Here is a 12321-nt window from a genome sequence, read left to right as displayed (position 1 = left end):
AGCCCGGCGATTTCGCCGGGCTTTGTCTTATTGCTTGCCAAGTCGGAGTTAGCGGCCGATTGCACCGCCGATAATTCCACCGACCACACCGCCAATGAATGCAGCGCCTGCCGGGTTCACGCCACCACCGTTATTCGTACGGCGCGTGGTGGTAGTCCGTTGCTGCGTCGTGGTGTTGGACCGGCGCGTTGTCGTGCTGCGTGAAGCCGACGCGGCCTGCTGCTTACGCTTGATTTCAGCAATGTAGGCCGTGTACTGGGCTGCCGTTTGGTTGGTGAGTAGCAGCTGCTGCGACGCGGTGAAATATCCGGAAGGAACCAATCCGTTCGCGGTCTGCCATGCAACGACACCAGCGCGCGTCTTCGGGCCGAAAGCACCATCCGGACGGCCGACATTATTCCCGGTAAGGTTCAGCCGCGTCTGGATTTCCCGCCGGGCGGTCCGGTTCCAGCCAAGCGCCGCTTCGGTCTCGGCGGTTCCCGGAATCGCAGTCTGCGGGTTCGGCAGGTTCGTAACAGCTCCGTTGGCTGAATTCGGCTGACCTGCAGCAGCGCCCGCGGCTGCCGCCGGATTCACCGCAGCCACCTGAGAGCCGGTATCGAGGCGCTTGATCGAATTGCGCGCGAAATCCGAGAAAGTGCCATTCGGATAGGCGGACAGATACGATTCATAGTCTGCCACTGTATCGCTCGACTTTGCAGCTTCCCAGATCAGCTTTTCCCGTTCCCAGTCAAGGTTTGTCTGGGAGGCCGTAGCTGCTGCGGCCGTTGCTGCATTAGTCACGGCAGTCTGGGGAACAGCTGTCGAAGTGGTACCGAGTGAAGCAACTTCAGTGCCCGGTTCATCGGCGGTCCGCTTATTCAGGAATACTTCGCCGATCAGGGAAGCGTTCACCCACGGACGCTGACGTTTTTCCGTGGCGTCGTAAACATCGCCAGTGACCCGCGTCATGACCGTCTGGATAGATGCATTCGGTGTATCGATATGACGGATGAGTGCGGAAGTGAACGGAGAGTTCTGGCCTTCACCATCCAGTGCGACGTCGCCCGGGCTGGTCGCGAAGGCAATCACAGAACCTTCGCCGCCTGTTTCTTCGACCTTGATTTCAGCAAGACCCGCGCCGAGGCCGCCTGAACGGCTCGGTCCCATGCGGCGCGCAAGAGTGCGTGCCAGCGGGTTGTCGCGGCAGGCATCCAGAAACACCATTTGAACCTTCACGTCCTTGGACATCTGGCGCATGATGAAATCGACGGAGATTGTTTCGAAATCGAGCGATGTCTCGTCTTCGATCTTGGCGTCGATCGGCACGAGAAGGTTTTGTCCGCCGACCTGCATCCCGTGCCCTGCATAAAACAGAAGTGCGATTTCGGCTCCATAGGCCTTTTTCGCGAAATCCATCACAGAACGGCGCATGTCGTTGTAGGTCTGATCCTGACCCGCAACGACTTCAAACCCAAGGCTGCGCAACTTGGCCGCCATTTGTTCGGCGTCGTTGGAGGGGTTCGGAAGTGGTATTGTATGCTCGTATGCGCCGTTGCCGATAACGAGGGCGACGCGCTTTGCCAGTGCCGGGACGGTCCCTGCAATGAGTATTGCCAGCACGGCGATCAATCGTGTGAACATGTCCTGTCCTCTCGTAGATCAATTTTGCCTGTCGGTTGGTCCGATCTTGATCCGAGGTTCGTGTCCTCTTGTAATCAGACCTACCCCTGCGGCATTAAATGTTCTGTAATACGTGTCACAACTATTTGTTTTGGTGAAATTCATCTTAAAAACAAGCCAATCAATCGCGTTCCATAAACTCCGTATAAACTTGTAGTCAGACACGGATTATATCCAATCTTTTTCGCCAGTTCCACGATTCTCAACGCCGACGCGGCGTTTTTTGTATCAATTTTTTGTTGTTCGTAAAGGCTGGTTACCGCAAGCGCGTCTTGCAAATTTGTACCCGATGCTCCGCGTATGCGCCGGACAGCTGCCAAAGGCCAAAATTGAGTGACCTGGATCACGTCTCATCCGCCGCGGGATCTGGTAGGAGTCGGGAAATCAGCGTCACCTCAGACTGACGCCTTTTAATTTCCCAGGAGGCGGTTCGGATGGCCGGTCGTTCTGACATACTCAACCATATGAAGGCGGCTCATATCGGTGTTTTCCGCTCCGCCGCAAAACTTTACAACGTCGCAATCCTGGTTCGGCGCACCAACACGGCGTCGTTGCAGCATATCGGCGAAAGCTATGCCTTGCCCAAAAGACTGGATTGCAAGGCAAAGACCGCGGACTATGACGTTACGCCCAGAGGCAGCAGGGTGCCGGATGTCGAGAGGCCTTCGATTGCAGGCCTGGTGGTCGACCCGGAACTTGTGGGTGAGCGTGCCTATTCAGCCGGTAGATACGCCAAGGCCGTGGCTGCGTGGCGATCATTTTCGAGCCAGCTGAAACCGGAAATGGCAAGTTTTGAGCAGCAGAAGAAGAACACCTATATTCCGGGCGTCGGTTTCTATTTTGTCGAGCGCAACCCGCAGGATCCGTATTTCGGCTGTGTCAAGTTCACTTCGAGTTCGCTCATTGCCGCCGGCAAGTGCATTCACGGTGACTTTGATCTCTACGGAATTGTTGACATGGACTCCCCAGACACAATCGTCAGGGTAAAGGAGAGGCGCCTGGGACAGACACATGCCCGCTCACCGAAATTCATGGATGTCCAGAATTTCGTCAACAACAGGATCGGCGTGAACATGATCCTGCACGGGTCACAGGAAACCTACGCAACAGGTCATGAAGATGATGACATTGACGTCTTTTTCCCGGACGGACGGGTCGACTATGCCGGTCCGTCAGCCCAGGACATAGATGCCTTTTACCAGCGTGAATTTCCCGGAAGAACGCTTTTTGGAAAAGACGACCCTGGCCAGGACATTGAATGCCGGTTCGTTTCACCGACATCCGGTTAGCACCCGGCTCAGGTGCTGACGACTTCAAAGGTGTTGTCTTGGGGGAAAAAGTGGCACGCCCAACGGGACTCGAACCCGTGTTTCCGCCGTGAAAGGGCGGCGTCCTAGACCGCTAGACGATGGGCGCGCGGTCGACGCGGCTGCGTCGTGGGGAGGCTTATAGGCGGGAATGGACTTGCCCGCAAGAGCCTTTGCGACAATTTTTTGCAGGCCCGGTCTTCCGGACCTGCACATGTTGAAAACCCTTTGAAATCACCACTCGCCGGTATTCGGCATCGACGCCCATGGCTCTTTGATTTCAAGGGCTTCGCCCTTTTGAAGCAGTTCGAATGAAATGTTGTCCGGCGAACGAACGAACGCCATGCGTCCGTCGCGCGGAGGACGGTTGATCGTGACGCCTTTGTTCTGAAGATTTTCGCAGAACGTATAAATGTCATCGACCTCAAAGGCGAGATGGCCGAAGTTGCGGCCGCCGGTATATTCTTCAGGATCCCAGTTGTAGGTCAGCTCCAGCAGAGGGGCCTTGCTGGCTTTTGCTGCGTCGATGTCTTCCGCTCCGGCGAGAAAGATCAAAGTGAAACGGCCATTTTCGCTTTCAATGCGATGAGTCTCCGTCATACCCATTTTGTTGCAATAAAAGTCGAGAGACTCTTCAATGTCCGTGACGCGAACCATCGTGTGCAGATAACGCATAACTTGTCCTTTTCCTCATGCGGGGAATTTTAGCGGGAGGTGCCGACCGGCCCATGACATCTATCACCAGCCTGACCGCTGCTCAAAACTTTGTTGCACAAATTCATGGAAATGACCGCCTCACAATTGTTGCATTGACCGGTGCGGGCATTTCGACGGACTCGGGCATCCCGGATTTCCGGTCCCCGGGCGGGATATGGTCCAAACGCCAGCCGGTTCAATACCAGGACTTTGTTTCATCCGAAACAAGCCGCCTCAAGGATTGGGATCATCGGTTTGAAATGATGGATGTTTTTTCAAGGGCTAAGCCGAATGCGGCGCATTTGGCCCTGACCCGGCTCGCTGAAACGGGACAACTGCAGTGCCTGGTCACTCAGAATGTGGATGGCTTGCACCAGGCAGCGGGGTTTCCCGAAGACAGGCTGATCGAGATCCACGGCAATTCGACTTATGCGACGTGTCTTGACTGCGGACGGCGCGCTGAGCTTGAAGAACAGCGCGCGACGGTCGCCTCAGGAGTAAGCCCTTGTTGCAACTCTTGCGGCGGTCTGCTGAAAGCCGCCGTTGTCAGTTTTGGACAGGAGATGCCCGAGATGGAACTGGAGCGCGCATTTGATGCGGCCCGGGATTGCGATCTTTTTCTGGTGCTGGGTTCATCGCTGGTGGTCCATCCAGCGGCGCAGCTGCCTATGGCCGCAGTCCGTCATAGCGCCCAACTGGTGATTCTCAATGCGCAAGAAACACCGCTGGATTCACTCGCCTCTACTGTCATCCGGACACCATTGGCGCAAACTTTTGCAGAATTTTCTGAAGATTTTGATCAAAACACGTAAATGGTCTGTGGTTAGTTCCACAATTTCGCTTCTCGCTATAAGTCGCAATGTTATCCTTTTATTAGGAATCGGCCGTAGGTGAGTCGCGATTTGCCTTCGGCCTAATGATGCGGACCTAAAGACGGGACAAAATCGCTATGGGGGTTAAAACCGCACGGGAACCCCGCGCGCTCGAGACAGTTGCGGACGACGTTGCCGTTGATGTATTCGAGATTGCCGGAACAATAAAATGGTTCGATGTGGGCAAGGGCTATGGCTTTATCGTACCGGACAGTGGTGACAGTGACATCCTTCTGCATGTGACTTGTCTCAGGCGAGACGGCTACCAGACAGCCTATGAGGGTGCACGGGTCGTCTGCGAAGTCCTCGACAGGCCACGCGGACTTCAGGCCTTTCGCATACTGTCGATGGACGAAACGACAGCAACGCATCCATCGCAGTTGCCACCGTCCAGGACCCATGTACAGGTTGTCCCCGAAGGCGGGTTCGAGCAGGCGACCGTAAAGTGGTTCAATCGGGTCAAGGGCTTCGGCTTCCTGACCCAGGGCGAGGGGACCGAAGACATCTTCATCCACATGGAAACGCTGCGCCGCTTCGGCATTACGGAACTGCGGCCGGGCCAGGATGTGCTTGTGCGTTTCGGACAGGGCCCCAAAGGACGCATGGCGGCAGAGATCCGGCCGATGGGGGCAGGGACCCATATTCCTGCATCGCACTGACAAAACGTGTTTGGATGAGTTTTGACTGCCGGCCGGACTTGATCCGGCCTTTTTGTTTGTCGAAGCTGCCCTCGACAGGTATCCCCGGCAGACGGCTCTCAGCTTTCCAACTTGTGTTTGTGTGCTCAAGGTCCGGATGCCTTGATGGCCTCAAGTTTTATTACAGGGTTCGAAATGGTCTCAAAAGTCTTCCGCGCAGCTGCGCCTCTCGTCGTTCTGATGTTCGCTTTTGCCAGTTTTGCTTTCCCTGTATTCGCGCAGGACGCTCAGCCCCAGTTGCCGCAGGAAGAACTGAATGTGCAGTCCGGTGAGACGGCTCATCGTTTCCAGGTCGAAATCGCCGCCACCGACCGGCAACGCTCCCGAGGCCTGATGTTTCGTGAGGAAATGGCCGCGGATCACGGCATGCTTTTCATCTTCGAGACCGAGGGCGATCGCTATTTCTGGATGAAAAACACGCCTTTGCCGCTCGACATTATCTATATCGCCGCTTCTGGCGACATCGTCAGCATAGCCGCTGACACGACGCCTTACTCCGAAAAGACCATACCGTCCGGCGCGCCTGCGCAATACGTCCTGGAACTGAATGCCGGCACGGCGGCAAAACTCGGGATCGATGTCGGCGACAAGGTTTCCAGTCCGTCGATGGCCTCGGATTGATTGGCAAACGAGGCCAATAAGGGACTGTTCACGACCTTCCCGATTTCCGGTTTTTCCACTCTTGACGCCGACCACGAATGCGTAGGCACCCCAAAAAATCGATTGATCGGAGGTTAACTCAGTCTAGTAGCGCATCTGGTTTGGTAGTAAATCTCATTATACCCGCAAGTCATTGAAAGCTGATGATAATTTACTTTGAAACACCCTCGTGAAGGGGTAGGGCTATTTCAGAGCGTAAGAACATTTATCGCGCGTAAAACTTATAAACAATGAGTCCGCACCCAATGAGGATGGCAAGGACCAACATGGTGTTCCGATAAGCGTTCCAGTTCCATCCGCGCCTTCTAAAGCCTTCTCGTTCTCGTCGGGTCATTATCCGCCGTAAATTCATACGCCAGGCGCCGCCGACAAAAATAACCCCAAACATTACCGGAAAGGCAAAAACGCGTGTGAAATTCGGTTCAAGTCCCCGGGTGTAAATGGCGTGAGCCATCAGGCAGGCAGCTCCAAACCAACCAATGACGAACGCAAAAAGGTAACGTTTGTGCCGCTTTTTCACCGGGGCGACGTCCTTTTTTCTTCCGTGAAATTATTTGGAATTGTGCCCGATCAGCGGGTACCTGGTGTTGAGCGCCGCTAACCCGCAAAAGCGTTGATGCGAAATCGTGCCTGAGATCATGGATCTTGAAATCAGTGACCACGATGTCGCCAATGGATTTCGTGCTGCTTGCGATCTCCGAAAAGGTTGGCTTTTCAAACCTCCTCATCACGAGCCCGCCGCGGGTTTCGTAGCCTGCAGAAGTTTTAGTTCCATTTCCTTGATTTTAAGTTCCAGCTCGCGCGATTTAAGCTCACTTTCTACGGCCTGACGACGATCCGTGCGCCAGCCGAGCGCAATCGTTGTGAGTGTCGAAAGGAGACCCCCAACAGATATCAAAAATGGCAATACGAGATTGTTCGTTGTATCGAGAAAGACAAGAGGCGGAATTTCGGCTCCCGTCTCATCGATAATAGGGTCCGGGCGCGGCGCATTTTCACCAATATAGATGGCAATCAGCCACGCCAAAAAAATAATTGAAATACAAAACGTTACTGCGCTCAGGACAATAAATTTGTTTCTCATGACATTCCTCCGAAACGATAATGCAGTGTAGCAAATCTGAGCGCTCATCTTGGACGAAATTTGCTCGGCCCGGTTGCCGTTACCCGGTTTCCAGTCCCTCGATGGCTGCGGATTGATTGGCAAACGAAGCCGATAAGGGACTGTTCACAACCTTCCCGGTTTCCGGTTTTTCCACTCTTGACGCCGACCACGAACACCGGTACATCCCCCAAATCAACGGATCGGGGTATAGCGCAGCCTGGTAGCGCATCTGCTTTGGGAGCAGAGGGTCGCAAGTTCGAATCTTGCTGCCCCGACCATTTTTCCAACGATTTGGCGGATTTGACATTTCTCGGCAGTTGGCTTCGTGAGAGCTCTGTGAGAATGGACGAGCGCTGACCATCGGCAAATCACAAAAACTTTTTTCCAGTCTGATCTGTTGCGGACGAGTGCGTCAGTTCAAGTGCGGCTGGAGCGCCCGGGCGTACGCGTCGCCTGCTCGCGTTCAGGTCAAGTTCTCTTTTGACAAAATCTTTCGCGACCGTGACGTCACGCATAAATTCCGGCCAAATGCCGAATTGGCTTCGGGTGGTGCAGGGTCCTGTCTGATCTGAGGGCTCCAGCACGGTTGATCGCTGGTTTTTACTTTTTCACCGTCTTCCTGGAAGCACGATGTGGTGCACGCGGGAGGCAATGAATGCCCGATCTCATATTAACAATAGAGAAGGGCGCCAGCCACTACGAAGCGTTTTTTTCGGGCTCGTCTGCAAACAGCAGGCGTTTTGATCGACCCGGATGCCGCGTGCTCAATCTCGGCACTGGAGGCTTAAGCGTTTGATTTCGCTGGATCGTGAAAACTTGCATGGGCGCTCACAGAAAGCCGAGTGCCCGGTTACGTTCTGATGCCTCGATGACGCGGGTTTCGGCATCAGCTCGGGGGCGTTGCAAAGGAAGCGCTTGAACGGCCTGCCTTCTCTCGTTCTGCTTCCAGGTCCGCGATTTTCCGGTCGATTTCAGTGCGATCCAGAAGGCCATGGATGTTTTCGCGCGTCGGCATCAGTTCTGCGAAATGCAGATAGCGTTCCTGTGCAACTGCATGCAGACGGCGGAGTTCTTCAAGTGGTGCCGCATGGTCGTCCGAACGTATGTCCAGCCAGGGATAGTCTTCATCGTGCACGATTTTGAGGGCAGCTGACTGGCGCCCGCGCTTGTCTCCGCCGGCGGCCTCTGCCGCTTCCATCGCGGTCAGCAGTCTTTCTTCGAGGGGCAACCCGGAGTTTGCCAGATAGGTTTCCATGGCCGCGTCGACCACTTGCGGACCGGAGAGCATGTTTCCGGCAACCGTGACATTGTCTTCGATCAGATGACCGCACCAGTCGATGCACTTGTCACCCGTGAAGGCTGCCGCCCGGCCTTTAGCGTCAATGAGGTGGATCTGGCGGGAATGGCTGCCGTTGTCGCGGGCCACGACCGTGTCGATGACCCTTTGTGCCGAGACGCCGGAGCGCAGCAGGGACAATCCCTCCGTTCCATAGATCGGACTGACGAGCGCTTGCGTCGCGATAGCGCCAACCTGTCCGGCAAGGTGCGGCACGACGGCTCCAGCGGCAAAGAAACGGCTCGCAACAGAGATCCCGTAGTACCTTGTGGTCTTGTCCCGGGCGACAATCGAAAATGTCATTTTTGCTTGCCTTTCCTCATCTGCCTGCCGCGTACGCTTGCATCAGGCGAGGCGTTGCACCTGCCCGTAACAGGCCGCTGGGGTCTCGCGCCGCCACCGTCAAACGGCCGATAGTCCATTCATCTGCCACTTCGACGGAGTGTCCCTGGCTTCTGAGGCTTGAGAGCGTGTCGGCGCCAAAACTCTCTTCCGCCATGATGTGACCCGGTTGCCGCTGACGCGGATGGAACGACGCTGGAAAATGAGTGGTGTGAAATAGCGGCATGTCGAGTGCTGCCTGAAGATTTCGCTCGTGATGTGCCAGGCGCAGGAAAAGGGCCAGTTGCCACTGGTCTTGCTGATCACCGCCCGGGGTGCCGAACGCAAGGGCTGTCCCGTCGTCGTGAAAGGCGATGCTGGGTGTGAGTGTGGTTCGCGGACGTTTACCCGGCGCAAGCGAACCCGGGAGGCCGTCTTCCAGCCAGTACATCTGAGCGCGGGAATTGAGCGCAAACCCAAGTCCGGGAATAACCGGAGATGATTGCAGCCAACCGCCGGACGGGGTCGCAGACACGATATTGCCCCAGCGATCAATGACATCGATGTGCACGGTATCGCCGCGTTTTTCCGACAAATGCGCCATCGTCGGTTCATAGACCCCGGTTTCAGAGATCCCCGCGCTTTCGATGACTTTCATCGTGCGGTCGACCTGACCTTCAAAACCGGGAATGACACCAGGACGCAGATCGACGGACGCGTGTTCGGAAATGAGCGATCGTCTTTCCGCGTTATAAGCCTCCGACAAGAGGACGTTCAGCGGGACATCGCAGAAACCGGGATCGCCGTAATAGGCCTCCCGGTCGGCGAAAGCGAGTTTCATTGCCTCCGTGACAAGATGCACGAATTGTGGACCGGTGGGCTCAAGCGAAGCGAGATCGAGCCCGCGCAGAAGCGACAATGACTGCAAAAGAACAGGACCCTGACCCCAGGGGCCGGTCTTCAGGACTGTCCAGCCATTATAGGCAGCGCTGACCGGGTCTTCGTACGCTGCCGCGTATCCGGCAAGATCGTCAGCGCTCAGAACGGCCTTGTGGCGAGCGCCGGAACCATCCATCACTTCGGCCGTTTGCAGATAGTCGCCGATGGCTTCTGCGATAAACCCGCGATAGAAGCAGTCGCGGGCCGCATCGATCTGGTTTTCGCGGCCGGTTGCAGTTTCAGCCTCTTTCAAAATCCTCGACCATGTCTCGGCGAGAACAGGGTTCGTGAAATTCGACTCCGGGGCCGGAACGATGCCGCCGGGAACCCATGCCTGATAGGACGTCGGCCATTCGGTCTCGAAGAACTCTTTGAGCCCTGCAATTGTAGCGCTGACCCTTGGCAGAAGGGGATGCCCCTGTTGGGCGTAGTGAATTGCCGGTTCCAGAACGGTTCTGAGCGGCAGGACGCCATGGTCGCGCAAAAGCAGCATCCAACCATCAAACGCGCCCGGAATGACAGTCGCAAGCAACCCATTGCCCGGAATGAGATCCAGGTTTTCCGACTTGTAGTGACTGATCGTTGCGCCTGCCGGGGCGGGACCCTGCGCGCAGAGAACTTTGGTTTCGTTCTGGCTTGCATTGTGGAAGAGGACCGGCAGGTCCCCGCCGGGACCGTTGAGATGCGGCTCGACGACCTGGAGGGCCAGACCGGTGGCGACCGCCGCGTCAAACGCGTTGCCGCCGAGTTCCAGCATGCGCATTCCCACCGCTGTGGCAATCCAGTGCGTTGATGTAACGACACCGAAGGTGCCTTTGATTTCGGGTCTTGTGGTAAAGACTGTCATTTGGAAATCCGGGTTTGAGCGTTTCCTGGGTATTTTTATGTTTCTCGGGGATCGAGCGCGTCACGCAGCCCGTCGCCCAGAAGATTGAAGCCAAGGACGACCAGAAAGATCGCGATGCCTGGCCACATCGCCATCCAGGGAGCCTGGGTCATGAAGTTTTTGGCAACATTCAGCATCGAGCCCCAACTCGGCGCCGGGGGCTGTTGGCCGAGCCCGAGAAAAGACAGGCTCGCTTCCGCGATGATGGCCGTTGCAATGGTCAATGTTGCCTGAACAAGAATTGGGGCGAACACATTCGGCAGGATGTAGCGCATTAGCAACATTGGGGTGGAGAGGCCGATTGCGTGGGCACCTTCGACATAGTCCTCCATTTTGACTGCCAGGACTTCGCCCCGTGTCAGCCGGATGAAGATCGGCATTGCCGAGAGGCCGATTGCGATCATCGCGTTGGTAAGGCTCGGTCCGAGAAATGCGGCAAGGGCGATTGCCAGAATGAGAAACGGCGTTGCGAGAAGAGCGTCGGTCGCGCGCGAGATGATCTGGTCGATCCAGCCACCGAAATATCCGGAAATCAGGCCGAAGGGCACGCCGATGGAGACGGCAATCAGCACGGAAACCACGCCGGCCAGCAGCGATGCCTGCGCCCCCCAGATCATCCTGGAGAGAATGTCGCGGCCGAGTTCGTCTGTCCCGAGCCAGTGAGCTGCCGAAGGGCCATTGCGAATGGCACCCCAGTCCGTCGCGGTCGGATCTGCGATCGGCAGCACCGGGGCGAGTATGGCAATGGAGACAAAAAACACGACCAGAAGGAAACCCACATAGGCGCTCTTGTTGGCCTTGAGTTTCTTCCAGGCCCGGTTTCCGGACCTCGGCTGATCCTCGGGCCCGGCGGTGGGTATGTCTGCAGCAACGGTCACAGCGCAGTCCTCATGCGTGGATTGAGGAGGAAATACAGGGCATCGGCGACAAGGTTCATGAGAATGAAACCGACAGCCGTACACATGACCACGCCCTGAACAACAGCGTAGTCGCGCGTGAACACCGCATCGACGATCAGCTTGCCGAAACCGGGGATCGTGAAGATCTGTTCGGTCAACACGGCTCCGGCGAGCAGCTCGCCGAACAAAAGGGCACTCAATGTGACAATAGGCAACAGGGCATTGCGGAAGGCGTGTTTGAGGACAACCACTTTTTCCCGCAACCCTTTCGCTCTTGCCGTTCGGACATAATCCGCCCGCAGCACGCCAAGCATTGCCGAACGTGTATGGCGCATCAGTGTGGCCGCCAGGGCGGTGCCGAGTACGAAGGCGGGCATGATCATTGTTTCAAGGGATCGGATCGGATCGACGAAAGGAGACTCATAGCCGGACGCCGGCAACCAGCCGAGATGGACCGAGACCAACATGATCAACATGATCCCAAGCCAGAAATTCGGTATCGACAGACCGGAAAGCGCAACGAAATTAGCAGCGTAGTCGACGGCGGTGCCTTTCTTGACTGCGGATAGGATGCCGGCAGGTATGCCGATGATCATCGCAATCATCATGGCCATGACCGCGAGCTGGATCGTAACCGGCAATTTTTCGCCAATGAGTTCAAGGACGGGCTGATTGGTTCGCAGCGATATGCCGAAGTCCCCCCGCAGCATGCCACTGACCCAATAAAAGTATTGCAGCAGGATCGGTTCGTTGAGGTGATATTTTTCCCGGATAAACGCCAGCGTCTCCGGATCGCGTTCTTCACCAGCCAAAACCAGCGCCGGGTCACCCGGCAGAAGTTTTTGCAGGAAAAAGACGAATACCGAGACCAGGAATATGGTCGGAATGGCTATTACCAGTCGTCTTGCGATGAAAGACAGCATCTTGGGGTCCGCCGGTG

General features: G+C 56.1%; 11 protein-coding genes and 2 tRNA genes. 5 read left to right on the top strand and 8 right to left on the bottom strand.

The genetic code is table 11. From position 1 onward, the window contains the following. Positions 1-48: 48 nt before the first annotated feature. Entirely contained in the window at positions 49-1623 is a 1575-nt protein-coding gene (locus Q0915_RS10140) for a caspase family protein (RefSeq protein WP_299470959.1), read from the bottom strand. Positions 1624-2096: 473 nt separating this feature from the next. Here Q0915_RS10140 and Q0915_RS10135 point away from each other — a divergent pair, with 473 nt between their 5' ends. After that, positions 2097-2951 carry a hypothetical protein gene (locus Q0915_RS10135; RefSeq protein WP_299470957.1) on the top strand — a complete coding sequence of 285 codons (855 nt, stop codon included), beginning with the start codon at positions 2097-2099 and terminating at the stop codon, positions 2949-2951. Positions 2952-3002: 51 nt separating this feature from the next. Here the strand turns inward: Q0915_RS10135 and Q0915_RS10130 are convergent. Continuing rightward, positions 3003-3078, bottom strand: a tRNA-Glu gene (locus Q0915_RS10130). A gap of 125 nt (positions 3079-3203) precedes the next feature. Then, entirely contained in the window at positions 3204-3644 is a 441-nt protein-coding gene (locus Q0915_RS10125) for a VOC family protein (RefSeq protein ID WP_299470955.1), read from the bottom strand. Positions 3645-3697: 53 nt separating this feature from the next. Between Q0915_RS10125 and Q0915_RS10120 the strand changes: the two genes are divergently transcribed. The 3 genes from Q0915_RS10120 (at position 3698) to Q0915_RS10110 (ending at position 5856) form a co-directional block, all read left to right on the top strand. Further along, entirely contained in the window at positions 3698-4477 is a 780-nt protein-coding gene (locus tag Q0915_RS10120) for a Sir2 family NAD-dependent protein deacetylase (RefSeq protein ID WP_299470953.1), read from the top strand. Between the two features lie 137 nt (positions 4478-4614). Beyond that, a complete protein-coding gene (locus tag Q0915_RS10115; protein WP_299470951.1) occupies positions 4615-5196 on the top strand; it encodes a cold-shock protein in 582 nt (193 codons plus the stop codon). A 144-nt stretch (positions 5197-5340) separates the two neighbouring features. Continuing rightward, a complete protein-coding gene (locus Q0915_RS10110; protein WP_299470949.1) occupies positions 5341-5856 on the top strand; it encodes a DUF192 domain-containing protein in 516 nt (171 codons plus the stop codon). Between the two features lie 766 nt (positions 5857-6622). Here the strand turns inward: Q0915_RS10110 and Q0915_RS10105 are convergent. Continuing rightward, positions 6623-6979, bottom strand: a complete 357-nt coding sequence (locus Q0915_RS10105; RefSeq protein WP_299470948.1) for a hypothetical protein — start codon at positions 6977-6979, stop codon at positions 6623-6625. A gap of 222 nt (positions 6980-7201) precedes the next feature. On the opposite strand from Q0915_RS10105, the gene Q0915_RS10100 reads away from it, so the two are divergent. Continuing rightward, positions 7202-7278, top strand: a tRNA-Pro gene (locus tag Q0915_RS10100). A 608-nt stretch (positions 7279-7886) separates the two neighbouring features. On the opposite strand, the gene Q0915_RS10095 is transcribed toward Q0915_RS10100, so the two are convergent. From Q0915_RS10095 to Q0915_RS10080, 4 genes are read right to left on the bottom strand one after another with little or no spacing between them, the layout of a single operon-like run. Then, positions 7887-8639, bottom strand: coding sequence for a DUF1028 domain-containing protein (locus Q0915_RS10095; protein WP_299470946.1), 753 nt, complete (start codon positions 8637-8639; stop codon positions 7887-7889). Between the two features lie 16 nt (positions 8640-8655). Continuing rightward, the gene (locus tag Q0915_RS10090) at positions 8656-10443 is read right to left on the bottom strand and encodes a gamma-glutamyltransferase family protein (protein ID WP_299470944.1); all 1788 of its coding nucleotides are present in this window, start codon (positions 10441-10443) and stop codon (positions 8656-8658) included. 35 nt (positions 10444-10478) lie between these two features. After that, positions 10479-11342, bottom strand: a complete 864-nt coding sequence (locus Q0915_RS10085; RefSeq protein WP_299472304.1) for an ABC transporter permease — start codon at positions 11340-11342, stop codon at positions 10479-10481. A 14-nt stretch (positions 11343-11356) separates the two neighbouring features. Beyond that, positions 11357-12304 (bottom strand): ABC transporter permease, encoded by a 948-nt coding sequence (locus Q0915_RS10080; RefSeq protein WP_299470943.1) that lies wholly within the window; start codon positions 12302-12304, stop codon positions 11357-11359. Positions 12305-12321 lie beyond the last annotated feature (17 nt).

Source organism: uncultured Roseibium sp. (assembly GCF_947494555.1).
Lineage (GTDB): Bacteria > Pseudomonadota > Alphaproteobacteria > Rhizobiales > Stappiaceae > Roseibium.
This window is presented reverse-complemented; position numbering and strand designations above follow the sequence as displayed.

Excerpts from the sequence above, each read along its gene's own strand:
- Q0915_RS10140 (WP_299470959.1), bottom strand. The coding sequence starts at position 1,623 with ATGTTCACACGATTGATCGCCGTGCTGGCAATACTCATTGCAGGGACC.
- Q0915_RS10135 (WP_299470957.1), top strand. The coding sequence starts at position 2,097 with ATGGCCGGTCGTTCTGACATACTCAACCATATGAAGGCGGCTCATATC.
- Q0915_RS10125 (WP_299470955.1), bottom strand. The coding sequence starts at position 3,644 with ATGCGTTATCTGCACACGATGGTTCGCGTCACGGACATTGAAGAGTCT.
- Q0915_RS10120 (WP_299470953.1), top strand. The coding sequence starts at position 3,698 with ATGACATCTATCACCAGCCTGACCGCTGCTCAAAACTTTGTTGCACAA.
- Q0915_RS10115 (WP_299470951.1), top strand. The coding sequence starts at position 4,615 with ATGGGGGTTAAAACCGCACGGGAACCCCGCGCGCTCGAGACAGTTGCG.
- Q0915_RS10110 (WP_299470949.1), top strand. The coding sequence starts at position 5,341 with ATGGCCTCAAGTTTTATTACAGGGTTCGAAATGGTCTCAAAAGTCTTC.
- Q0915_RS10105 (WP_299470948.1), bottom strand. The coding sequence starts at position 6,979 with ATGAGAAACAAATTTATTGTCCTGAGCGCAGTAACGTTTTGTATTTCA.
- Q0915_RS10095 (WP_299470946.1), bottom strand. The coding sequence starts at position 8,639 with ATGACATTTTCGATTGTCGCCCGGGACAAGACCACAAGGTACTACGGG.
- Q0915_RS10090 (WP_299470944.1), bottom strand. The coding sequence starts at position 10,443 with ATGACAGTCTTTACCACAAGACCCGAAATCAAAGGCACCTTCGGTGTC.
- Q0915_RS10080 (WP_299470943.1), bottom strand. The coding sequence starts at position 12,304 with ATGCTGTCTTTCATCGCAAGACGACTGGTAATAGCCATTCCGACCATA.